Origin of the sequence: Serratia quinivorans, assembly GCF_052113645.1 — a bacterium.
GTDB lineage: Bacteria > Pseudomonadota > Gammaproteobacteria > Enterobacterales > Enterobacteriaceae > Serratia > Serratia quinivorans_B.
Genome location: NZ_JBIEIU010000020.1, coordinates 40,177 through 61,240 on the forward strand (window position 1 = coordinate 40,177; position 21,064 = coordinate 61,240).

Annotated in this window: 27 protein-coding genes; 21 read left to right on the forward strand and 6 right to left on the reverse strand. The window is 55.4% G+C overall.

Annotated features, from left to right (window positions below):
* The first annotated feature begins 92 nt into the window (after nt 1-92).
* The 21 genes from ACGS9J_RS24230 (at nt 93) to ACGS9J_RS24330 (ending at nt 14,664) form a co-directional block, all read left to right on the forward strand.
* Complete coding sequence (locus ACGS9J_RS24230; protein WP_442233179.1) at nt 93-614, forward strand: head completion/stabilization protein; 522 nt, start codon at nt 93-95, stop codon at nt 612-614.
* Complete coding sequence (locus ACGS9J_RS24235) at nt 614-817, forward strand: tail protein X (RefSeq protein ID WP_049211534.1); 204 nt, start codon at nt 614-616, stop codon at nt 815-817. Before ACGS9J_RS24230 ends, ACGS9J_RS24235 begins: the two co-directional genes overlap by 1 nt.
* A gap of 24 nt (nt 818-841) precedes the next feature.
* Nucleotides 842-1,108 carry a phage holin gene (locus ACGS9J_RS24240; RefSeq protein ID WP_442233180.1) on the forward strand — a complete coding sequence of 89 codons (267 nt, stop codon included), beginning with the start codon at nt 842-844 and terminating at the stop codon, nt 1,106-1,108.
* Nucleotides 1,108-1,602 (forward strand): lysozyme, encoded by a 495-nt coding sequence (locus ACGS9J_RS24245; protein ID WP_442233181.1) that lies wholly within the window; start codon nt 1,108-1,110, stop codon nt 1,600-1,602. The genes ACGS9J_RS24240 and ACGS9J_RS24245 overlap by 1 nt, the downstream gene beginning before the upstream one ends.
* Nucleotides 1,590-2,027 (forward strand): lysis protein, encoded by a 438-nt coding sequence (locus tag ACGS9J_RS24250; protein WP_442233182.1) that lies wholly within the window; start codon nt 1,590-1,592, stop codon nt 2,025-2,027. Before ACGS9J_RS24245 ends, ACGS9J_RS24250 begins: the two co-directional genes overlap by 13 nt.
* Nucleotides 2,028-2,035: 8 nt before the next feature.
* Nucleotides 2,036-2,503, forward strand: a complete 468-nt coding sequence (locus ACGS9J_RS24255) for a phage tail protein (RefSeq protein ID WP_442233183.1) — start codon at nt 2,036-2,038, stop codon at nt 2,501-2,503.
* Nucleotides 2,491-2,946 carry a phage virion morphogenesis protein gene (locus ACGS9J_RS24260; RefSeq protein WP_442233184.1) on the forward strand — a complete coding sequence of 152 codons (456 nt, stop codon included), beginning with the start codon at nt 2,491-2,493 and terminating at the stop codon, nt 2,944-2,946. The genes ACGS9J_RS24255 and ACGS9J_RS24260 overlap by 13 nt, the downstream gene beginning before the upstream one ends.
* Nucleotides 2,947-3,041: 95 nt before the next feature.
* Entirely contained in the window at nt 3,042-3,680 is a 639-nt protein-coding gene (locus ACGS9J_RS24265; protein WP_442233185.1) for a phage baseplate assembly protein V, read from the forward strand.
* Nucleotides 3,677-4,024 carry a GPW/gp25 family protein gene (locus tag ACGS9J_RS24270; RefSeq protein ID WP_442233186.1) on the forward strand — a complete coding sequence of 116 codons (348 nt, stop codon included), beginning with the start codon at nt 3,677-3,679 and terminating at the stop codon, nt 4,022-4,024. Before ACGS9J_RS24265 ends, ACGS9J_RS24270 begins: the two co-directional genes overlap by 4 nt.
* A complete protein-coding gene (locus ACGS9J_RS24275) occupies nt 4,024-4,932 on the forward strand; it encodes a baseplate assembly protein (RefSeq protein WP_442233187.1) in 909 nt (302 codons plus the stop codon). Before ACGS9J_RS24270 ends, ACGS9J_RS24275 begins: the two co-directional genes overlap by 1 nt.
* Nucleotides 4,925-5,536, forward strand: coding sequence for a phage tail protein I (locus tag ACGS9J_RS24280; protein ID WP_442233188.1), 612 nt, complete (start codon nt 4,925-4,927; stop codon nt 5,534-5,536). The genes ACGS9J_RS24275 and ACGS9J_RS24280 overlap by 8 nt, the downstream gene beginning before the upstream one ends.
* Nucleotides 5,533-7,149 (forward strand): phage tail-collar fiber domain-containing protein, encoded by a 1,617-nt coding sequence (locus ACGS9J_RS24285; RefSeq protein ID WP_442233189.1) that lies wholly within the window; start codon nt 5,533-5,535, stop codon nt 7,147-7,149. The genes ACGS9J_RS24280 and ACGS9J_RS24285 overlap by 4 nt, the downstream gene beginning before the upstream one ends.
* Nucleotides 7,149-7,373, forward strand: a complete 225-nt coding sequence (locus ACGS9J_RS24290; protein WP_442233190.1) for a hypothetical protein — start codon at nt 7,149-7,151, stop codon at nt 7,371-7,373. Before ACGS9J_RS24285 ends, ACGS9J_RS24290 begins: the two co-directional genes overlap by 1 nt.
* A 255-nt stretch (nt 7,374-7,628) precedes the next feature.
* A complete protein-coding gene (locus ACGS9J_RS24295; protein WP_442233191.1) occupies nt 7,629-8,801 on the forward strand; it encodes a phage tail sheath protein in 1,173 nt (390 codons plus the stop codon).
* A 10-nt stretch (nt 8,802-8,811) separates the two neighbouring features.
* Nucleotides 8,812-9,327, forward strand: a complete 516-nt coding sequence (locus ACGS9J_RS24300; RefSeq protein ID WP_099062525.1) for a phage major tail tube protein — start codon at nt 8,812-8,814, stop codon at nt 9,325-9,327.
* 76 nt (nt 9,328-9,403) lie between these two features.
* Nucleotides 9,404-9,757: a phage tail assembly protein gene (locus tag ACGS9J_RS24305; protein WP_442233192.1), complete on the forward strand. Its 354-nt coding sequence runs from the start codon at nt 9,404-9,406 to the stop codon at nt 9,755-9,757.
* Between the two features lie 11 nt (nt 9,758-9,768).
* Nucleotides 9,769-9,891 (forward strand): GpE family phage tail protein, encoded by a 123-nt coding sequence (locus ACGS9J_RS24310; protein WP_075205621.1) that lies wholly within the window; start codon nt 9,769-9,771, stop codon nt 9,889-9,891.
* Nucleotides 9,884-12,805 (forward strand): phage tail tape measure protein, encoded by a 2,922-nt coding sequence (locus ACGS9J_RS24315; RefSeq protein WP_442233193.1) that lies wholly within the window; start codon nt 9,884-9,886, stop codon nt 12,803-12,805. Before ACGS9J_RS24310 ends, ACGS9J_RS24315 begins: the two co-directional genes overlap by 8 nt.
* An 11-nt stretch (nt 12,806-12,816) precedes the next feature.
* Nucleotides 12,817-13,281, forward strand: coding sequence for a phage tail protein (locus tag ACGS9J_RS24320; protein ID WP_261151078.1), 465 nt, complete (start codon nt 12,817-12,819; stop codon nt 13,279-13,281).
* Complete coding sequence (locus ACGS9J_RS24325; protein WP_442233194.1) at nt 13,278-14,369, forward strand: phage late control D family protein; 1,092 nt, start codon at nt 13,278-13,280, stop codon at nt 14,367-14,369. Before ACGS9J_RS24320 ends, ACGS9J_RS24325 begins: the two co-directional genes overlap by 4 nt.
* Before the next feature lie 73 nt (nt 14,370-14,442).
* Nucleotides 14,443-14,664: an ogr/Delta-like zinc finger family protein gene (locus ACGS9J_RS24330; RefSeq protein ID WP_442233195.1), complete on the forward strand. Its 222-nt coding sequence runs from the start codon at nt 14,443-14,445 to the stop codon at nt 14,662-14,664.
* Nucleotides 14,665-14,818: 154 nt separating this feature from the next.
* Here the strand turns inward: ACGS9J_RS24330 and ptsG are convergent, their stop codons facing one another.
* The 6 genes from ptsG to pabC all read right to left on the reverse strand — a co-directional run bounded on the left by ptsG (nt 14,819) and on the right by pabC (nt 20,849).
* Nucleotides 14,819-16,252: a PTS glucose transporter subunit IIBC gene (gene ptsG, locus ACGS9J_RS24335; protein ID WP_442233196.1), complete on the reverse strand. Its 1,434-nt coding sequence runs from the start codon at nt 16,250-16,252 to the stop codon at nt 14,819-14,821.
* Between the two features lie 337 nt (nt 16,253-16,589).
* Nucleotides 16,590-17,366 carry a metal-dependent hydrolase gene (locus ACGS9J_RS24340; protein ID WP_442233197.1) on the reverse strand — a complete coding sequence of 259 codons (777 nt, stop codon included), beginning with the start codon at nt 17,364-17,366 and terminating at the stop codon, nt 16,590-16,592.
* 14 nt (nt 17,367-17,380) lie between these two features.
* On the reverse strand, nt 17,381-18,388 hold the full coding sequence (gene holB, locus ACGS9J_RS24345) for a DNA polymerase III subunit delta' (protein WP_442233198.1): 1,008 nt from the start codon (nt 18,386-18,388) through the stop codon (nt 17,381-17,383).
* Nucleotides 18,388-19,023, reverse strand: a complete 636-nt coding sequence (tmk, locus tag ACGS9J_RS24350) for a dTMP kinase (protein ID WP_442233199.1) — start codon at nt 19,021-19,023, stop codon at nt 18,388-18,390. The genes holB and tmk overlap by 1 nt, the downstream gene beginning before the upstream one ends.
* Nucleotides 19,013-20,038 carry an endolytic transglycosylase MltG gene (gene mltG / locus ACGS9J_RS24355; protein ID WP_442233200.1) on the reverse strand — a complete coding sequence of 342 codons (1,026 nt, stop codon included), beginning with the start codon at nt 20,036-20,038 and terminating at the stop codon, nt 19,013-19,015. The genes tmk and mltG overlap by 11 nt, the downstream gene beginning before the upstream one ends.
* 13 nt (nt 20,039-20,051) lie before the next feature.
* Complete coding sequence (gene pabC, locus ACGS9J_RS24360) at nt 20,052-20,849, reverse strand: aminodeoxychorismate lyase (protein WP_442233201.1); 798 nt, start codon at nt 20,847-20,849, stop codon at nt 20,052-20,054.
* Nucleotides 20,850-21,064 lie beyond the last annotated feature (215 nt).

Genomic DNA, 21,064 nt, shown 5'->3' on the forward strand with positions numbered 1-21,064 from the left:
CGAATCGCCCCCGGCGAGGGCGGCACGGGAGCCGCGACAGGTTTTAACCGCATCAACGCTCCCGTCCACCGCCCGACTCACAGAGAAAAAACATGGTCAGCATAGCGATTGAACCCGCACCGGGCGACCAGATCCCCGGCAACAATCTGGAAATTGATGTGACACCGGCCCCCGCGCCACAGGTCAGCACCGTGATTAAAAATACGGATTTCTGGCCGAATATCGACCTGAAACAGTACCGGGAAGATATGCGCCAGGACGGCACGATCACACAGCCACGCCTGCTGGAAGCCGCGCGCAATGCCATCAATGAAGTTAACGATCGCTTGGCCAACTGGCGAAAACAGCAGCAAAGCGCGGGCTATAGCGAGTTGGATCAGGTTCCTGCCGATCGTCTGGATGATGAGAGCACCCGCGTACAGCTTTACCGCCGTGCGGTGTTTTGTCTGACTCAGGCCAGCCTGACCGAGCGTTTTCGCAGCTTTGACGCCACCAATTCGGGCAACAAACGGGCCGAATCACTGGAGCCAACCGTTGACGATCTGCGCCGCGATGCGGATTGGGCCATCAATGATTGCCAGGCACTACCCCGCATGACGGTTGAGTTGATCTGATGAAAGTCTATGCGCACCAGGGCGACACCGTTGATGCACTGTGCCAGCGCTATTACGGCAAAACACAGGGTGTCACCGAGCAGGTATTGCTGAGCAATCCGGGCCTGGCCGATCGGGGGCCAATTCTGCCCCACGGTTGCCCGGTAGACATGCCGGATATCATTCAGGCCGCATCAGTGCAAACCCTTCAATTATGGGATTAACCCCCTGCGGGCGGGAGGTGGAGAATGAAAATTATGACGGAAAAACTTGCCGCCAGTCTTAACTACTGCATTGCCGGCGGACTCTGCACCGGCGGCCTGGTCGACTGGTTCCGCCATGTAGACTGGAATCAGGTTGCGGTGATCGGCGGTTTTATCCTGGGCCTGATCACCTATCTCACACAGACTTATTTCGACTGGCGGCGCACCAGAGCCTATGAAAAAGGGGTGAGCGCCGGGATCATCACCGAGCCGCCGGTAAAGCGCCGACTGTTCCGTAAGGAGGCCGAATAATGGCGATGTCATCCACCTTGCGAAAAAGCTTGCTTGGTGCTGCCGGTACCGGCGCGCTGGCGATCGCTACCCTGATGATCCCCGAGCTGGAAGGCGTCAGACTTGAGCCTTACCGCGACGTTGCCGGCGTGTTGACGGTCTGCTATGGCCACACCGGGCCCGATATTATTCCCGGCAAACGCTACAATCTGGCGCAATGCACAGCCATGCTGGATAAAGACCTAATCCCCTTTTCCCGTTCGGTTGAGCGCTCGGTAAAGGTTCCGGCGACGGAGTACCAAAAAGCCGCGCTGATCAGTTTCAGCTACAACGTGGGGGTTTACGCTTTCGAGCATTCCTCCCTGCTGCGCAAGCTGAACGCGGGTGATGTGGCCGGGGCTTGCGCTGGCCTTCGCCAGTGGATTTATGCCGGCGGCAAACCGTGGAAAGGCCTGATGAACCGCCGCGATATAGAGCATGAGGTCTGCACTTGGGGGCAAAAATGGCCCGTCTGATTGCCGTCATCATCCTGATCCTACTCTGCCTGCTGGCCTTTCTGTTCTACAGCAATCAGGGGCTGCGCCAGGTGCGCGACACATTGCAGGATGCCAACGGCCAGTTAACCCGCCAGATTGATTGGCAGAACAAGACGCAGCGCGCTGTTGCTGCCATTGACGAAAACCGAAGCCGGGAATTAACCGATGCGAAAAGTAAAATTGATGATTTGCAGCGTGATATTGCCGATGGCCGTCGCCGGTTGCGGCTCAGCGCCACGTGTCCAACCGCCACCGCCGCCGGCCTGGCTGATGCAAACGGGCCCCGACTTACTGACGCCGCTCAACGGGATTATTTCACTCTCAGAAAGCGAATTGAAACCGCCCACAGCCAAATAGCGGGCTTGCAAGACTACATCCGCAACGTATGCCTGGTGCAACCGTAGGAGCGATCATGTTAAAACCGGACTCACTTCGCGCGGCCCTGAGCGGTTCCGTAAGCTATGTGAAGCAAAACCCCGATTGCCTGCATATTTTCATTGATAAAGGGGTGATTTACTCCACCCTGGCCCCGTCGCTGTCTTTTGAATATCAGTACACGCTTAACCTTATCGTGACCAGCTACGCCGATGACGCCAATCTGTTGATCGTGCCAATCCTGCATTGGCTGCGAACCCATCAGCCCGACATCATGGCCAATCCGGATAAACGCGGTGATGGCTTCACCTTTGAAGCCGATTTCCTGAGCAATGCGGCGCGAGATATCAGCATTGATCTGAAGCTGACCGAGCGTGTGATCGTCAGCGAAGACAATGGCAAGCTGAACGTCAGGCATGTGGATGAACCAACGCCACCGCCGAGCGACCTCAGCAGTTATGAAATCTGGATGGAAGGCCGCAAGGTGGCAGCATGGGCAGCTTGAGCGACTTCCAGACACTGGATGAAACGCTGTCCGTGTTGCTCCAGCAGCTTTCTCCGCAATCACGCCAGTTATTCACCCGCCAGGTGGCCAAAGAGTTGCGCCAGCGCCAGCAAAAGCACATCCAGGAACAGAAGAACCCGGACGGTTCGCCGTACATACCGCGCAAAAACAAACGGCGGGATAAACACGGTCGCATCCGCCGCAAGATGTTTACCCGGCTGCGCACCGCGCGCTTTATGAAAACCGAATCCAACACCGATGAAGCCGCCGTGACATTTGCCGCCGGTGTGACCAATTTATCCGTCGTGCACCATTACGGCCTGCGGGATAAAGTCAGCCCAGATGGCCCCACCGTGCGCTATGCGCGCCGGCAGTTGCTGGGCTTCACCGATGCTGATATTGAATGGATTAAAGATCTGGCACTGACACACATCGCCAGGTAGTTACCCCGCCTTACTGACCACCACCCCGCCTTGTGTCATCGCTGGCACAAGGCACACAAAATGCCCCATGCGCCCGCACGCGGCACACTGGCAGCATGAAAGCATCCATCGCCGAACTAAAACGCCTCCTGGCCAACATTGTGCGCATTGGCACCGTCTCCGAAGTGGATACGGCCAAAGGCCTGTGCCGCGTGAAGATCGGGAAAAATGAAACCGACTGGCTAAATTGGTTAACGCTGCGAGCCGGTCGCGTGCGCTTTTGGTCTGCCCCGTCGGTTGGCGAACAGGTGATCGTGCTGAGCATCTTCGGTGAACTGACCACCGGCTTTGTACTCCCGGGGGTATTTTCGGATCAGTATCCCGCCGCCTCGGCTTCCCCCAATGCTGTTCGTCTGGATTTCCCCGACGGCGCGGTTATTGAGTACGAGCCTGAAAACGGCACGCTGACGGCAAAGGGCATGAAGTACGCCGATATTCAGGCATCTGAGAAAATTAGCGCTACCACCAAAGTCGTGATGGTGGCCGCTAGCCAGATGATCACCCTGGATGCGCCCGTGGTGGAATGCACCAATAAATTGATTGCCGGCTCACTGTTGCTCAAGTACGGCGGTGAAATGTTCGGGAATATCACCCACACCGGCGGCAACTTTAATTCCAACGGCGTGATCATCCACATCCATTATCACGGCAACGTGCAGAACGGCGGCGGTAACACCGGGGGGCCAGCATCATGATGTATCTCGGCATGAACCGTAACAATGGCCAGGCTATCAGCGAGATCGAACACATCCGCCAGTCGATCAGCGATATTTTGATCACCCCTGTCGGTAGCCGAGTCATGCGCCGTGACTACGGTTCGCAGCTTTCGACCCTGATTGACCAGCCACAAAACCCCACGCTGAACCTCCAGATGATGGCAGCCATTTATGGTGCGGTTCTGCGCTGGGAAACCCGAATTTCTCTCACTGCGATCAATCTCGCTTCCAGCGTTGACGGGGAAATGGTGGCTGATTTGGTCGGCAACCGGACGGACACCGCCGGACGTATCCAGTTTTCCTTACCGGTCAGGGGGCAATAATGGCCACCATTGATTTGAGCCAGCTACCGGCGCCAGGCGTAATTGAACCTCTTGATTTTGAGTCGATATTCTCTGAGAGAAAAGCCTGGTTTATCTCCTTGTTCCCCGTCGATAAACAAGAGAGCGTCAGGCGAACGCTGCAATTTGAGTCGGAACCCGTCGTCAAGCTATTGCAGGAAAATGCCTATCGAGAGGTGTTGCTACGCCAGCGCGTTAATGAGGCCGCACAGGCGGTCATGCTGGGGTATGCCGCAGGCAGTGACCTCGACCAGCTTGGCGGCAATTATAACGTTGCCAGACTGGTGATCACCCCGGCCGACGACAGCACATTACCCCCTGTGGCCGCCGTCATGGAAAATGACAGCGATTTCCGTGTGCGTATCCAGCAAGCCTTTGAAGGATTGAGCGTGGCCGGTTCGGTGGGGGCGTATCAATTCCATGGTCGCAGTGCTGACGGCCGCGTCGCCGACGTATCTGTCACCAGCCCAACACCGGCAAGCGTCACGGTGTCGGTGTTATCCCGCGAGGATGACGGCACGGCCAGCCCGGAGCTGATTGCGATTGTTGAAGCGGCACTCAATGCCGAGGATGTGCGGCCAGTGGCTGACCGGGTGACCGTGCAGTCGGCGGCGATTGTGTCATATGAGATTGACGCTGTGCTCTACCTGTTTCCGGGGCCGGAGGCTGAACCTGTTCGACAGGCATCGGAGCAAAAGCTCAAAGCCTATATTGGCACGCAGCACCGCCTCGGGCGTGATATTCGCCTGTCGGCCATTTATGCCGCCTTGCATGTTGAAGGTGTCCAGCGTGTTGAACTGAAAAGCCCGGCTGCCGATATCGTTTTAGACGAGACGCAGGCGTCGAACTGTTCCCGGTACCAGTTGGCCGTTGGGGGATCCGATGAGTGATAGTCGCCTGCTGCCGGTCGGGTCATCACCGTTAGAAGTTGCGGCAGCCACGGCCTGCGCTGAGTTTGCGCGGGTGCCGGTACCGCTGCGCCAGCTCTGGAACCCGCAAGCCTGCCCGCTAAACCTGTTGCCGTATTTGGCGTGGGCGTTTTCAGTCGACCGATGGGATGAGCATTGGCCGGAGGCGACAAAACGCAGCGTTGTCGAGAGTGCGCATTTTGTGCACCGGCATAAAGGCACCATCAGCGCACTGCGTCGCGTCGTTGAACCGCTCGGCTATCTGATTGAGGTGCGCGAGTGGTGGCAGCTTAACGAGACCCCCGGCACGTTTCGACTGGTTGTCGGTGTGCTGGAAACCGGCATCACTGATGAGATGTATCGGGAGCTGGAGCGCATGATAGCCGACGCCAAACCAGCCAGTCGCCACCTTGTCGGCCTTGCAATTAGCCTGTCCAGTGCTGGTGCTGGCTATGTGGGGGCAACAAGTTACAGCGGCGATGCGCTGACCGTTTATCCCTATATACCCGAAACCATTTCTGTCGGCGGCACCGGTTATAGCGGCGCGGCAATTCATCTTATTGACAACCTGAGAGTAAACGCATGACAGCAAAATTCTTTGCCATTTTGACCAGCCAGGGCGCAGCGAAACTGGCAAATGCGACCGCACTCGGCACCCGAGTTGACCTGACGCATATCGCCGTCGGTGACGGTGGCGGCACCCTGCCGACACCTGACGCGGCACAAACGGCCCTTAAGGGTGAGAAGCGTCGCGCGGCCATCAATCTGCTGACCATTGACCCTGGCAACGACAGCCAGATTATCGCCGAGCAAATCATCCCGGAAAATGAGGGCGGTTGGTGGATTAGAGAGATTGGTCTTTTTTCCGCTGACGGCACGCTGATTGCAGTCGCTAACTGCCCGGAGACCTACAAGCCGCAGTTACAGGAAGGCAGCGGCCGCACACAAACCATTAGAATGGTGCTGATTGTCTCCAGCACCGAAGCGGTGACGCTCAAAATTGACCCGGCGGTTGTGCTGGCAACGCGGCAATATGTTGATGAACAAATCGGCGAGCACGAGAAATCACGTAATCACCCCGACGCCACATTAACGGAAAAGGGCTTTGTGCAACTCAATAGCGCCACTGACAGCAGCAGTGAGGCGCGGGCGGCTACGCCGAAAGCGGTGAAGGCGGCGAATGATAACGCGAACACCCGATTATCAACGGCTAATAACCTGAGCGAGATCCGAATCGCCGGGCGCAATGCACAGTTGGCCGCACAAGAGAATATCGGGCTTGCTGAATACGGTATTTCCCCGGCGGTTAAGGCGACAACGGGGACGGATTTAAATACGGTCTTGACCCGTGGCGATAGCGTTGTGACTAACCCCGTAAATGGCCCGATTACTGACGCGGGGACGTTCTTTTTGCAAGTGAGGACGTGGCAATCCGGAACCGGTGCGGCCGGTTATCGTACTGTTCAGGAAATTTGCGGCTATGGGACGTCAGGGAGCCTGAGTAACCGGACCTGGAAACGCACATGGACAGGCACCGTTTGGGGTGGTTGGATTGAGTTTTATTCAGAGGCATATAAACCCTCAGGCTTATTACTCAACACGCGGACGTTTACGGCCAGCGGGATATATAAACCAACAGCAGGGGCCAAATTTATCCGCATCACGATGACAGGGGGTGGAGGTGGTGGCGGCGGTTGCCAGTCTCACAATAATACTGAAACTTTCTCCGGCGCAGGCGGTGGCGCGGGTGCTACTGTCATTACAAGATTCGAGTTATCTGGTGCCACAAGTTATCCCGTGACCATTGGCAGTGGCGGCGCTGGAAGAACAGGTGCAGCTAACGGCGGCGATGGCGGGGCGTCGTTCTTCTCTTACTTGTTTTCGGCACCCGGCGGTAGAGGTGGGGGCAAATCTGGTGTTTCAAATACAGCGGGTGGCGGCGGTGGGGTTGCTACCACCGGTGATATCCGTATCCCCGGTGGTTCAGGAGCCGATGGTCAATCGGGTTCTGTCATGATGGCAGGCATCGGCGGTTGCTCCTATTTTGGCGGGGGTGGTCGTGCAGGTGCTGGCGGCGGCATCGGTGGTAGTGCGCCGGGTTCTGGTGGCGGCGGTGCTTATGACACTAGTTTTGTCGGGACGATGTACAAAGGCGGTGATGGGGCGTCGGGTATTGTAATTATTGAGGAGTTTTCATAATGAGGATAGGAAACTATGCCGTAATTACAACCGGCGGTAACAAAGTAGAAAACATCATTGTGGCTGACGATTCCTTCAGTTTAGACGGTTTCGATCTTATCCCATTTGCAGTGGATGTGGATGACCTTTGCCAAATTGGCATGTTCTACAACGAAAAAGACGACAGATTTTATGATGATGAGTTGTTTACAAAGATTGGTGGCGTAAGCGCCGAAAGCGACTGATAAAAAGAACATAGCCCGCAAATGATGCGGGCTATGCGTTGTGTGCGGCGTTTCCCTGATGTTGCCGTGATAAGTCCTATGAAAGGGATCAATGCATCGATAATGATCTGTTAAAACGGTCGTGCTCTTTCCTTATATTGCCCTTAGTTCTACTGATCCTCGCACCTTGTGCCATCCCCCACACAAAGCCCACCACATGCATTAACCACCTGTCGCAGACACCATAGGGGAACACCGTTACAGGAGATCCGCCTAATGGCTCAAGACTATCATCACGGCGTGCGCGTGCAGGAAATCAATGAAGGCACCCGCAGCATTACCACCGTCAGCACGGCCATTGTTGGTCTGGTCTGTACCGGTGATGACGCCGACGCGAAAACATTCCCGTTAAACACGCCCGTATTGCTAACCGACGTATTGACCGCCAGCGGTAAAGCTGGCGAATCCGGTACCCTTGCCCGCTCTCTGGACGCTATCAGCGATCAGACAAAACCCGTGACTGTCGTCGTGCGTGTCGCTCAGGGAGACACCGAAGCAGAAACCACCACCAACATCATCGGCGGAGTGACCCCCGAGGGGAAAAAAACCGGTATGAAAGCCCTGTTGGCCGCGCAAAGTCAGCTTGGTGTAAAACCCCGCATTCTGGGTGTGCCAGGCCATGATAATGAGGCTGTAGCCTCCGAATTGCTGGCTATCGCGCAAAGCCTGCGAGGTTTCGCTTACCTGTCCGCCCACGGCTGCAAAACCGTGGCCGAAGCCATCGACTACCGTAAGAATTTCAGCCAGCGCGAAGCCATGCTGATCTGGCCGGACTTCCTGAGCTGGGATAACGTAACCAACGCATCGGCAACCGCCTACGCCACGGCCCGTGCGTTGGGATTACGCGCAAAGATTGATGAGCAAACCGGCTGGCACAAAACACTGTCAAACGTCGGCGTCAATGGCGTGACCGGGATTAGCGCCGACGTATATTGGGATTTGCAAGATACGGCCACCGACGCCAATCTGCTGAACCAAAACGACGTCACCACCTTAATCCGCAAAGATGGATTCCGTTTCTGGGGTTCCCGCACCTGCTCAGATGATCCGCTGTTCCAGTTTGAGAACTACACCCGCACCGCGCAGGTGTTGGCGGACACCATGGCCGAAGCGCAAATGTGGGCCGTTGATCAACCTATGTACCCTTCCCTTGCCAAAGACATTATCGAAGGCATCAAGGCCAAATTCCGCGAGCTGAAATCCGGCGGCTACATCATCGACGGCGATTGCTGGATCGATGAGTCGGCCAACGATAAAGACACGTTGAAAGCGGGCAAGCTGATCCTGGACTACAACTACACGCCCGTGCCGCCGCTGGAAAATCTGCTGCTGCGCCAGCGTATCACCGACCAGTATCTGATGAATTTTACTCAGAACGTGAACAGCTAAGGGGGACGCGATGGCCTTACCACGCAAACTGAAATTCCTGAACCTGTTCAATGATGCCAACAACTATCAGGGCGTCGTTGAAGAAATCACCCTACCGAAGCTGACGCGCAAGCTTGAACAGTATCGTGGCGGCGGCATGAACGGCAGCGCCGGCGTTGATCTGGGGATCGATGATAGCGCACTGGACGCAGAAATCACCCTCGGCGGTATTGAGGCCCAGCTTTATAAGCAATGGGGGATCGCCAAGGTTGATGGCGTGCTGCTGCGTTTTGTCGGCTCTTTCCAGCGCGATGACACCGGCGAGATTGTCGCCGTGGAAGTGGTCATGCGCGGACGTTTTTCTGAGTTTGACTTCGGCAACTACAAACAGGGCGACAACACCCAAACCAAACTCAGCGCCAAAAATACTTATTACAAACTGACGATGGACGGCGCTGTCCTGCTTGAAATCGACGTGGTGAACATGATCGAAATCGTGGATGGCGTCGACCGCCTGGCAGAACACCGCCGCGCTATCGGTCTGTAACTGCCCTGCCCAATTGCATCGATGTTCCCTGGCCCCACGCTGGGGCCGGTAAACCAGACAAAATGAAGGTCAAACAATGAAAAGCGATAAAACTGTAAACACTGAAATTGATGATGGCCAGGGCAATGCCGTTACCGAATTGTTGAACAAACCGGTGATCCTGGACGTTCCTGTCCTGCGCGGCACCACGCAGATCACCGAAGTGACCGTCAACATGCCGAACGCCGGCGCGTTGCGTGGCACCCGTTTGCAGGAGCTGATTGAAACTGACGTCAATTCACTGATCACCGTGTTGCCGCGTATCACTTCCCCGACCCTGACGGCTAACGAAGTGGCCAGCCTGGATCCGGCAGACCTGTATCAGTTATCTCAAGCGCTGGCACTTTTTTTCTTACCGAGTTCGGTCAGATCCGATTTCCTGAAAAGCTGACAGTTGAAGACCTGACGGCGGACATTGCCGCCGTCTTCCACTGGCCGCCAACCGTTACCGACCTGATGCCGCTGGCCGAGCTGTTGGAATGGCGGCACAAAGCTATTATCCGCAGCGGGGCTAGTGATGAGTGACAAAAACCTCCGATTGCAGGTTTTACTGAGTGCGGTCGATAAGATCACCCGCCCGTTTAAATCCATGCAGGCCAGTAATAAAGCGCTGGCCACGTCTGTTAAAACCACAAAAGACCAGTTAAAACAGCTTGATACTCAAGCCGGGAAAATTGACGGTTTCCGCAAGACAAAAACCCAGGTTGCCGCCGCCGCGCAAGCGCTGAGCACTGCCCGCGAAAAAGCGCGCGATCTGGCCGTTGCCTTGAAATCCACGGACGGCCCCACCGCCAAGCAGACCCGCCAATTTCAGAAAGCCAGAGAGGAAGCGGCCAGGCTTCAACAGAAATTCTCAGATTTACGGCTTTCACTGCAAAACCAGCGTACCGCCCTGCAAAACAGCGGCGTGGCAACCAATCGATTGGGTGAGGCTCAGCGTTCTCTGCGGTCAAACATTACCGGCGTGACAGGTGCATTAGCCGCGCAGCAGAAACGATTAGACCAGCAGGCCCAGCAGCAAAAGCGGCTGAATGCTGCCCGTCATCAGTTTGATGAAAGTAATCAGCGCAAAGTGATGGCCGCAGGGGTGGGCTATACGTCAATGGCCACCGGGCGCGCCATGGGCCGTGGGCTGGTTGACGCTCTGCATGTGGGCTATGACTTCGATGCAATGATGAGTAAAACCCAGGCAGTAACGCGCATCCCAACCAAAGCCGATCCGCAAATGCAGTCATTACGGCACCAGGCGCGAACCTTGCCGCTATCGTCAAAATTTACCGATCTCCAGGTGGCCGAAGGGCAATATTTCCTTGGCAGAACCGGCTATTCACCTCAGCAAGTTTTAAAAGCAATGCCGGGAATGTTGGATCTGGCCTCTGCCGGTGACATTGACCTTGGCACTACGGCCGATATTGCGTCAAACATCCAAACTGCCATGGGGATCCCTGCGGAAAAAATGGACAGAGTGGCCGACGTGCTAACCGCCCTGTTTACCCGTAACAACGTTGATATTCCCATGTTGGGTGAATCACTGAAATATTCCGCCGGTGTGGGCCGTGAGTACGGGCAAAGCCTGGAGACAGTATCCGCTGCCACGGCGATTATGGGTAACGCCGGTATTCAGGGAAGCCAGGCGGGTACGGCGATGCGCGCCATTTTGAGCCGTATCGGCAACAGCCCCACGGTTAACCGGTTGGGGGTAACAACCAAAGATAAAGACGGTAACATGCGCGATCTGGTCGATATTCTAAAAGATATCGACAAAAAAACGTCAAAGATGGGGAACGTCGATCGCGGAAAGATTTTTAAAGACATTGCCGGCATGTACGCGGTCACCGGATTTGGTGAACTTATGCGGGCAGTGTCAGACGGTAAGCTGCAACGAATGCGCGGCACGCCAGGTGAGTATGACGGGGAGGCTAAGCGTGTTTCCAGTACCATGCTGGATAACATGAAGGGCGACATGACGATGCTACATGCCGCTCTGGAAAATATCAGCGTTGAATTATTTGAGAAAAATGACGCCTGGCTGCGCAAAACAGCGAAAGGCATCAGCAACTTTTTACATGGTGTCGCGGAATTCCTGAAAGAACACCCTAAAGTTAGCGCCGCCCTCGTCAAGATTGGCGCAGCGGCTGCCATTTCAACCACCGTTTTCGGTACGCTGGCCATTGCCGCTGTCGGATTGCTGGGGCCGTTCGCCCTGCTCCGATTCAGTACACGTATGTTAGGGATCCGCCTGCTGCCCAAATTGTCACTCAGCATGCTGAAATTCGCCAGCACCACCCCGATCACTAAAAAACAGGTTGTAGGCTTTAGCCAAAAGCTGTTGGATGCGGGCAAAAATGCGCTGACCTTTTCCAAACAGCTTCTTGGCGGAGCTGGCCGCGCTGTCGTGTCTTTTGCATCATCGCCGCTACAGACTGCAACGAAAGGGATTAAGGGGATTGGCCGCGTCTTTCGCTGGCTGGCAACGTCACCACTGCGCTTCCTGCGTTTTGCTCTGGGTGGGTTGGGGAGCATGTTCGGCATTCTTGTTAGCCCTCTGGGGTTGATCACTGCCGCTGTCGTCGGCGCGGGTCTGCTGATTTATAAATATTGGAAACCCATCAAGGCTTTCCTGGGCGGCGTGGTTGATGGGTTTAAAACTGCGGCAGCCCCCATCAAAGACGCTTTCGCACCACTAAAGCCCGTATTCACCTGGATTGGTGACAAAGTTAAAGCGTTGTGGGGTTGGTTTACCGATCTGCTAACGCCGGTAAAATCGACGAAAAAAGATTTGGATGGCGCGGCATCGGCGGGGAAAAAGTTCGGTAAGTTTCTGGCGGCCGGCATTGAGTTAGCTCTTACCCCGCTGAAACTGCTCATAGAATCGATCAAGTGGGTACTGGGCAAACTGGATGAAGTTAAAACCAAGTCAGAAAAAACGCGCATTCTGGCGCGGACTAATCCCGCCGTTGCCGATGCGGCCCACCGCGCTGGCGTAACGATGACACCGGCACCGCAGGGTAATTCTGCTGATGCCATACGCCGTCGTTACACCGGTGAGCATGACAGCGGCGGCAGGATCCCCCTGGGGAAATTTGGCGTGGTGGGCGAGTATGGCCCGGAAATCGTCAACGGGCCGGCGAATGTCACCAGTCGCAAGAATACCGCCGCCATGGCAGCAGTCGCCGCGTTATTTATGGGTGGCCCTGCTACCGCTGCGGACGCCCCCTTGCATCCCTACAGCTTGCCGGGGAGCCAATACCCACGCGGGGCAAATCCATCTCATCACCAGGGCGGTGATACCTACATCGACATTCACGCCCCTATTCAAATTATCGCTCAGGCCCACCACAACCCGCAGGACATTGCGCGGGAGGTCGCGCGGCAACTGGATGCACGAGAACGGCAGGCAAGATCCAGGGCCAACAGCAGTTTTAACGATATCGAGTGAGGACGATCATAATGATGATGGCATTAGGCATGTTCGTGTTTATGTTGCAAACCGTTCCATACCAGGAGTTTCAGCACCAAATGGCCTGGCGACATCCGACCAATAGCCGCGTCGGGCTTCGCCCACAAAGCCAGTTTCTGGGGCCGGATGATGAAACCATCACGCTGAGCGGTGTTTTGCTGCCGGCATTAACCGGGGGGCGTGTTTCTCTGATGGCTATCCAATTGATGGCGGAAACCGGCAAGGCCTGGTCATTGATTGAGGGAAGCGGCGCAATACATGGCATGTTCGTGATCGAGAGCCTGAGTCGCACCAAAACTGTATTCTTTGCGGATGGCTCAGCACGCCGTATTGAGTTCACCATCACGCTCAAGCGCACGGATGAAGGACTAAAAGACATGTTCGGCGACTTATCTCAGCAATTTGAAGACCTGGCCGGGCAGGTTTCCGATACCGTCGGTGGGTTCCTGTCATGAGCCTGATCGATGCATTGGATAAACTCGGTGGCGACAATACCCCGGCTTACTCGCTTACAATTGAGGGTGTCGATATCACCGGGAAGGTGAAAGAAAAATTAATCAGCCTGACGCTAACGGATAACCGGGGTTTTGAGGCTGACCAGATCAATATTGAGCTTGACGATAGCGAAGGCAATTTAAAGCTGCCCCGCCGTGGCGTCAGCCTGGCTGTTGCACTTGGCTGGAAAGATACCGGGGTGATCGATAAAGGGACGTTTGTTGTTGATGAAATTGGCCATGCTGGCGCGCCTGACGTATTGACCATAACAGCCCGTAGTGCAGATTTTCGGCAAACATTGAACGTGCAACGCAATGCCTCTTACCATAAAAAGACCCTAGGGGATATTGTCAGAACCATTGCCAGCCGCAATAAGTTGGTAGCAGTCATCAATAAGAATGTGGCAGATATTCAGATCGGACATATCGACCAAACGACCGAGTCAGACGGGAGTTTTATCACCCGTTTGGCAAAAGAGAATGGCGCTGTTGCAGCGATAAAAAACGGCAATCTGCTGTTTTTTAAGCAAGGGCAAAACATGACCGCCGGGGGAAAACCGATCCCGGCAATCCTCATTAACCGCCAGTCAGGTGATAACCATCAATTCACGCTAACCGATCGGGGGGCCTATACCGGTGTTGTGGCCAACTGGCTGAATACCCGCGCAGCAAAAAGCGAACAGGTGAAGGTTAAACGCCGTCGAGTGAAAAAGCCCGTTGTTGCCGATGAAAAACAAGGGGAATACCTGATCGGCAGCGATGAAAATGTATTGGTACTGCGTCATACCTACGCATCAAAATACAATGCACAGCGCGCGGCAAAGGCAAATTGGGAACGTATTCAGCGTGGTGTTGCCACCTTCTCTATTCAGCTTGCTCACGGGCGCGCAGACATTTACCCGGAAGCACCGGTCACGGTTTCAGGTTTCAAAAAAGAGATTGATGAGGCCAACTGGACGTTGGTTAAAGTGACTCATTCACTGAACAACAGCGGTTTTACCACCGCCCTCGATTTGGAGGTCAAGATTGACGATTTGGAAATGGAGTGATGCATAACAGCAATAATCGTGCATAATTATTAGCAATACTGACCATAGTCAGGGCATCTCGGAGGATCCCGCCATGATGCATTGTCCACTTTGCGGCCAGGCCGCACACACTCGTTCATCCAGCTATATCACCTCAACCATCAAAGAACGTTACAACCAGTGCACCAACATCAATTGTGGGGGCACATTCGTGAGTCACGAAACCTTTACCCGCATGATTTCCCAACCGCAAACCGTGGATCCTGTACAGCCTCACCCCAAAAGCAACGGACAAACCTCACTGATCTTCGGCTAATTAGGCTGCCCGCAGATGTGGGCAGTTGTACGAACTCGCTTACCCTGCGGTCTTAATGTGGACACTAAAAATAAAAAACACTTATAAATCAATACATAAACCAATAAAAAAGGGAGGCTTTCGCCTCCCTTAAAACTCCCCTGCCTGACCTGAATTAATGGTTACGGATGTATTCGTCCATATCCGTTTTCAGGTTGTCAGATTTGGTCCCAAAGATAGCCTGAACACCCGAGCCTGCAACGACTACGCCGGCAGCACCCAGTTTTTTCAAGCCAGCCTGGTCAACCTTGCTCACGTCCGCCACGCTAACGCGCAGACGGGTGATGCAGGCATCCAGATTGGTGATGTTGTCTTTGCCGCCGAAAGCCTGAACCAGCGCCGCAGACATTTCAGAACCGCCCTGTGCAACTTGCTCAGAAGCCGTGTCTTCACGACCTGGGGTTTTCAGATCCAGTTTGGCAATCAACACGCGGAAGATGGTGTAGTACACCAAACCGTAGATGATACCGACAACTGGGAACAGCCAGATTTTGCTGCTGTTGCCGCTCAGGACGATAAAGTCGATCAGACCGTGTGAGAAGCTGGTGCCGTCACGCATCCCCAACAGGATACAGATCGGGAACGCCAGGCCAGCCAGAATGGCGTGGATTGCGTACAGGATCGGCGCAACGAACATGAAGGAGAACTCGATCGGCTCGGTGATACCGGTCAGGAACGAGGTCAGCGCAGCGGAGATCATGATACCGCCGACTTTAGCGCGGTTTTCCGGCTTGGCTGAGTGCCAGATGGCAATCGCCGCAGCAGGCAGACCGTACATTTTGAACAGGAAGCCACCGGACAGTTTACCCGCAGTCGGGTCACCCGCCATATAACGTGGAATGTCGCCGTGGAATACCTGGCCCGCCGCGTTGGTGTATTCGCCAATCTGCATTTGGAAAGGCACGTTCCAGATGTGGTGCAGACCAAACGGCACCAGCGCACGTTCAACCACGCCGTAGATACCAAACGCCACTACCGGGTTCTGATACGCAGCCCACTGGGAGAAGGTCTGGATAGCCGTACCGATCGGAGGCCAGATGAAGGACAACACTACGCCCAGAACGATTGCCGCCAGGCCGGAGATAATCGGCACAAAACGCTTACCGGCAAAGAAGCCCAGATATTCCGGCAATTGAATGCGGAAGAAGCGGTTAAACATATAGGCCGCGATGGAGCCGGAGATAATCCCCCCGAGCACACCGGTGTCCGCCAGGTGTTTGGCGGCAATCTCTTCAGCCGGCAGGTGCAGGACCAGCGGCGCAACCACCGCCATGGTTTTCACCATGATGCCGTAAGCCACTACTGCGGCTAACGCGGATACACCGTCGTTATTGGTAAAGCCCAGGGCAACACCAATGGCGAAAATCAGCGGCATGTTGGCGAAAACGGAACCGCCGGCTTCCGCCATCACGTGGGAGACTACCGCAGGTAGCCAGCTAAAGTTGGCGGAACCGACGCCCAGCAGGATACCTGCGATAGGCAATACGGAAACCGGCAGCATTAGCGACTTACCTACTTTTTGCAGGTTTGCAAATGCGTTCTTGAACATAGTTGAGTGTGCTCCTGAGTAATAGTGCTTTGCTACTTTTCGCGATTCTTCGCGTTGCAAGGGGGGGAGAAAAACCCCTGCAATTCAGGGTGTCTGAGCACCCCTTGAATTTTTACGCAGAGTAAAATAAATAGGCTGCGCAATGTTTGATGGCAGTCACGTTTCGATGAACAAACCCGGGTATTTTTCTTAAATCGCCTATTTTTTGTTTAAAAAGAGGAAAAAACGCCCGCAGCTCGCCCTAAAACGGGTGGGAACATTACCCGTTTCGGCGATTAATTACGAGCTTAAAAAAAATTCCGATATCGATGACTACAGCTATAGCCTAGGCCAAAGATTAGAGTTCGATGTGAAATAAGCGTGAAAAGTTGGCGGTTGTGGCTTCGGCCAGCGTTTCCAGGCTCACGCCCTTCAATACCGCCATGTATTCAGCCACATCGCGCACGTAGGCAGGTTGATTTTCTTTGCCGCGATGCGGTACCGGAGCCAGATATGGCGAGTCGGTTTCCACCAGAATGCGGTCCAGTGGCACGTAACGCGCCACATCGCGCAGCTGCTCGGCGTTGCGGAAGGTCAGGATGCCGGAGAATGAGATGTAGAACCCCAGATCCAACAAGGCTTCTGCGGTAGCACAATCTTCGGTGAAACAATGCAGCACGCCGCCGCAGTCCTGGGCATTTTCTTCCCGCAGGATCGCCAGCGTGTCTTCACGCGCATCGCGGGTATGCACAATCACCGGTTTGTTCAGATCGCGGCCGATACGGATATGCTCACGGAACGAGTCTTGCTGCAGTTCAAGATTGTCTTTCTGATAGAAGTAATCCAGCCCGGTTTCCCCCAACGCCACCACCTGCTCTGCCGCCGCCAAACGGCGCAGCTCCGCATAGTCGTAACCGCCTTCCAGATTGAGCGGATGCACGCCGCAGGAGAATGCCACGTCGTCGCGCTGGCCGATCAACTGCGTCATGGCCTGATAGCCTGGCAAAGTGGTAGCCACCGCCAGCACGTAACCGACATCGCGCGCCTTGGCCTTCGCCAGTGCATCATCCACGTTTTGATGCAGCGCTTGGTAATCCAGACCATCGAGGTGGCAATGAGAATCTACTAACAACATAATATTTAACTCTTTTACAGCGAATGAGGGTGAGAATAGCCGGTAGCGCCGAGCATCTGCTCCCAGCCAAGTAACTGTTCGGTCAACAGCAGTTCGCGGTTAACGCCGACCACGCTGAGCAACTGATGGCGGCAATTAAGCCATTGCTGTACGACTTGCTGCAGCGAGGTGCTGCTCAGGCGACTGGCCAGTTGATGCACCAGCGGCTGCTGGTCCTGGTTTAGCGCGTAACTCGCCGCCCCCTGCTGCCACTTCATGGCGTCTACCAACAACGCGCACAACCAGTGTAGCCGCTCCGAGACGTCTTCGTGATTTAACACCGGCAGCAAGGACAACATGTCATGCTGCGGCAAAGCGGCGCTCAGGGCCGCACACAGCGCGCTACGCTGTTGCCAGGATGCCGGCTGCAACAACTGCTCTGCAGCCAGCGGTGCGCCATCATGCAGGCGCAAAGCGGTCAACAGATCCACCTGATTACCCGGCGTTTGCCGGTTCAGCCACTGCAGGCTGAGCTGCTCGTCCGGGCTAGCGAGGTGCCAGTAAAGGCAGCGACTGCGCAACGTCGCCAACAGACGTGAAGGCTCACGGCAGCTCAACAGGAAGTAGGTCTTTTCCGGCGGTTCTTCCAACGTTTTCAACAGCGCATTGGCAGCGGCTTCGGTCAGCAATTCCGCCTGCGGTAACCAGATAACCTTGGCTCCGCCCTGCTGCGCATGGGAGTAAAGGATCTCAATCACCTGACGAATGGGTTCCACACCCAGGCTACTTTTGCCCTTTTCCGGCGTCAGCACATGATAATCCGGGTGATTGCCCGCCAGCATTAGCCGGCAGCTATGACATTCACCGCAGCTTTTCTCACCGTTGCGACGCTGGCAAATCAACCAGCGGCTCAGCCCATAGGCCAAAGCTTCCTCGCCATTGCCCGCTGCTGCATGCAACAACAAGGCGTGATGACCGCGATCGGCGGCGTATTGCCCGACCAACTGCCGGTAAGGGGTATTCAGCCACGGGTACCAATTCATTACGCGCCTTCCTGCTGCAGCCATTGGCTGACGCTTTGACGAATCGCTGCCGTCACCTGCTCCAGCGATTGGGCTGCGTCAACGGTGACGATGGACTCATCCTGCGCCGCCAGTTCCAGATAGCGTGCACGGGTGCGCTCAAAGAACGGCAACGCTTCTTGTTCGATGCGATCCAATTCGCCGCGGGCGCGGGCACGTTGCAGCCCCACTAACGGCGGTAAGTCCAGGTAAAGGGTCAGATCCGGGTGAAAGTCGCCCAGTACCGTGTCACGCAGCGAGGCCATCAGTTGCTGATCAACCCCGCGACCGCCACCCTGATAGGCTTGCGACGACAAATCGTGACGATCGCCCACGACCCAGGCGCCGCGCTCCAACGCCGGTTTGATCACCGTCTCCACCAACTGCACGCGGGCTGCATACAGCATCAGCACCTCGGCCTTGATGGTCGGCAGCTCACCCTCCACACCGCGTTTGAACAGGTCGCGCAGCTTTTCCGCCAGCGGCGTGCCGCCGGGTTCCCGGGTGAACACAATATCGCTGATGCCGTGCTCGCGCAGTACGTTGACCACGGTATCGCGCGCAGTAGTTTTACCTGCGCCTTCAAGCCCTTCGATAACCACGAATTTACTTTTCATTCTTTTCCTTTAACGCCTGACGATAGGCGCGTACCGCCTGATTGTGGCTGGCCAGGTTAGTGGTAAATTGATGCCCGCCTTTGCCGTCGGCAACAAAGTACAAATAAGGGGTTTTCGCCGGGCTTGCGGCGGCTTCCAGCGAGGCTTGGCCAGGCATGGCGATCGGCGTTGGCGGCAGGCCGTTGATCACATAAGTGTTGTACGGCGTCGGCGTTTCCAAATCTTTGCGGGTAATGTTGCCATTATAGCTATCGCCCATGCCATAGATCACCGTTGGATCCGTCTGCAAACGCATGCCAATGCGCAGGCGGTTGATGAAGACTGAAGCCACTTTGGTGCGCTCTTCCGGCACCGCAGTCTCTTTCTCAATGATCGAGGCCATGGTCAGCAACTGTTCCGGCGTTTTGTACGGCAGGCTGGCATCGCGACCCTGCCAGGCATCTTCCAGCGCCTTGGTCATACGTAGATGGGCGCGTTTCAGTAACGCCATATCGCTCATGCCCGCGGTGTACAGATAGGTATCGGGATACAGGCGCCCTTCGGGGTTTGTGCCCTCCGGCAGACCCAATGCCACGGCGATTTCAGACTCGCTTTTACCTGCCAGCGTATGTTTGAGGTATTTCGACTGTTGCAGCACCATCAACCAGTCACGCAGCCGAGAGCCTTCAATAAAACGAGCGCTAAATTGGGCTTCTTTACCGCTGGCCAGCAGTTTAAGCATTTCACGCACCGTCATGCCCGGCGTAAAGCGGTAGGTTCCGGCCTTAAACTCCGCCAGTTGCGGTTCCAAGCGCAGCAGCCACGGGAACCACATGCCATTGCGGATCAGCTTGTCGCGTACCAGTAACCCTTCTAACGCCACGCGCCCGGTTCCGGCCGGCAGTTTAAAAATTGCCTCCTGCTGGATCGCCAATGGCGTATCCGCGAAGCGTTCAACCTTCTGGTAGCCCCAAAACAGCAGGCCCAATACCAGAACAACAATAATAGAAACGAACTTCAGCTTTCTTTTCTTCATCAATCAGCCATCGTTAACAGTGTGGGCGCAAAAAATCATAGAGTTGGCGCGAAGAGTAATGCCAGGATTGCGCCATGTTCACCGGCAGCAATGGCATTAGCGCATTGCTCACCAGCACTTCTTCGGCGTCGGCCAGCGTCTCCAGCGGCTCACTGACGTAATGCAGCGAGTATTTGCTGCCCGCCAGCAACTCAATCACCCGGCGACGCATCAGTCCGGTCACGCCGGCCTGGCTCAGATCCGGCGTGAATACCGCTTTTCCCTTACGCCAGAACAAATTGGCCGCACAGCATTCCACCAGCATACCGGCAGTGTCAAGCACCAGCGCCTCGTCGGCGGTCGTCTGGTCAAGATGCGTGCGGATCAATACCTGCTCCAAACGGTTCAGGTGCTTCAACCCTGCCAACAGCGGATGACGCGCCAACGTCACCGGGCTGAGCGCCAGACTGATGCCTTGTTCACGCCATGGCAAATAGTGCATCGGATAGGTACTGCGGGAGACTATGCGCGTGGGGTTCTCACACCCTTTTGGGCTGTAACCTCGCCCGCCGCTGCCGCGCGTCAGTATCGCTTTGACCACGCCCAACGGGATAGATTCTGCGGCGCGCACCATTTCATATTCCAAAACATCCCAGTCGCAAACCGGCAGCATCAGCCGCTGTGCAGCCTGTTGTAGACGTTCAATATGCCAGGGCAGCAGATCAATTTTGCCCTCAATCACCCGGGCGGTGGTGAAGCAGCCGTCGCCAAACTGTAAGCCGCGATCGCTTGGCGCTAGCGCATCGTGCTGCTGTCCATTAATCCAGTACATAGACTCCCCCTGACCGCTTTGGTTTCCACTACAGAATAACAGGCGCAGGTGTCGTTAGCAGCAGCTTGCCGTTCGGCGAAAACGTGTCAACGCTATTTAGGACGGGTCAACACCATAAAAAAAGCCCGGTTTAAAAAATGAACTGCACCCCAAAAGTTGGACACCCAACTGAATAAGGTGCAGTTTTTTATGGCAAAACCAAAATACTCCCTCGA

Bases quoted from the DNA above. Each gene is read 5' to 3' on its own strand.
- ACGS9J_RS24250 (WP_442233182.1), top strand. From the start codon at position 1,590: ATGGCCCGTCTGATTGCCGTCATCATCCTGATCCTACTCTGCCTGCTG.
- tmk (WP_442233199.1), bottom strand. From the start codon at position 19,023: ATGAAAAGTAAATTCGTGGTTATCGAAGGGCTTGAAGGCGCAGGTAAA.
- ACGS9J_RS24240 (WP_442233180.1), top strand. From the start codon at position 842: ATGAAAATTATGACGGAAAAACTTGCCGCCAGTCTTAACTACTGCATT.
- ACGS9J_RS24245 (WP_442233181.1), top strand. From the start codon at position 1,108: ATGGCGATGTCATCCACCTTGCGAAAAAGCTTGCTTGGTGCTGCCGGT.
- ACGS9J_RS24255 (WP_442233183.1), top strand. From the start codon at position 2,036: ATGTTAAAACCGGACTCACTTCGCGCGGCCCTGAGCGGTTCCGTAAGC.
- ACGS9J_RS24315 (WP_442233193.1), top strand. From the start codon at position 9,884: ATGAGTGACAAAAACCTCCGATTGCAGGTTTTACTGAGTGCGGTCGAT.
- ACGS9J_RS24325 (WP_442233194.1), top strand. From the start codon at position 13,278: ATGAGCCTGATCGATGCATTGGATAAACTCGGTGGCGACAATACCCCG.
- ACGS9J_RS24235 (WP_049211534.1), top strand. From the start codon at position 614: ATGAAAGTCTATGCGCACCAGGGCGACACCGTTGATGCACTGTGCCAG.
- ACGS9J_RS24290 (WP_442233190.1), top strand. From the start codon at position 7,149: ATGAGGATAGGAAACTATGCCGTAATTACAACCGGCGGTAACAAAGTA.
- mltG (WP_442233200.1), bottom strand. From the start codon at position 20,038: ATGAAGAAAAGAAAGCTGAAGTTCGTTTCTATTATTGTTGTTCTGGTA.
- ACGS9J_RS24260 (WP_442233184.1), top strand. From the start codon at position 2,491: ATGGGCAGCTTGAGCGACTTCCAGACACTGGATGAAACGCTGTCCGTG.
- ACGS9J_RS24270 (WP_442233186.1), top strand. From the start codon at position 3,677: ATGATGTATCTCGGCATGAACCGTAACAATGGCCAGGCTATCAGCGAG.
- ACGS9J_RS24275 (WP_442233187.1), top strand. From the start codon at position 4,024: ATGGCCACCATTGATTTGAGCCAGCTACCGGCGCCAGGCGTAATTGAA.
- ACGS9J_RS24330 (WP_442233195.1), top strand. From the start codon at position 14,443: ATGATGCATTGTCCACTTTGCGGCCAGGCCGCACACACTCGTTCATCC.
- ACGS9J_RS24295 (WP_442233191.1), top strand. From the start codon at position 7,629: ATGGCTCAAGACTATCATCACGGCGTGCGCGTGCAGGAAATCAATGAA.
- ACGS9J_RS24230 (WP_442233179.1), top strand. From the start codon at position 93: ATGGTCAGCATAGCGATTGAACCCGCACCGGGCGACCAGATCCCCGGC.
- ACGS9J_RS24280 (WP_442233188.1), top strand. From the start codon at position 4,925: ATGAGTGATAGTCGCCTGCTGCCGGTCGGGTCATCACCGTTAGAAGTT.
- ACGS9J_RS24300 (WP_099062525.1), top strand. From the start codon at position 8,812: ATGGCCTTACCACGCAAACTGAAATTCCTGAACCTGTTCAATGATGCC.
- pabC (WP_442233201.1), bottom strand. From the start codon at position 20,849: ATGTACTGGATTAATGGACAGCAGCACGATGCGCTAGCGCCAAGCGAT.
- ACGS9J_RS24285 (WP_442233189.1), top strand. From the start codon at position 5,533: ATGACAGCAAAATTCTTTGCCATTTTGACCAGCCAGGGCGCAGCGAAA.
- holB (WP_442233198.1), bottom strand. From the start codon at position 18,388: ATGAATTGGTACCCGTGGCTGAATACCCCTTACCGGCAGTTGGTCGGG.
- ACGS9J_RS24320 (WP_261151078.1), top strand. From the start codon at position 12,817: ATGATGATGGCATTAGGCATGTTCGTGTTTATGTTGCAAACCGTTCCA.
- ACGS9J_RS24340 (WP_442233197.1), bottom strand. From the start codon at position 17,366: ATGTTGTTAGTAGATTCTCATTGCCACCTCGATGGTCTGGATTACCAA.
- ACGS9J_RS24305 (WP_442233192.1), top strand. From the start codon at position 9,404: ATGAAAAGCGATAAAACTGTAAACACTGAAATTGATGATGGCCAGGGC.
- ACGS9J_RS24265 (WP_442233185.1), top strand. From the start codon at position 3,042: ATGAAAGCATCCATCGCCGAACTAAAACGCCTCCTGGCCAACATTGTG.
- ptsG (WP_442233196.1), bottom strand. From the start codon at position 16,252: ATGTTCAAGAACGCATTTGCAAACCTGCAAAAAGTAGGTAAGTCGCTA.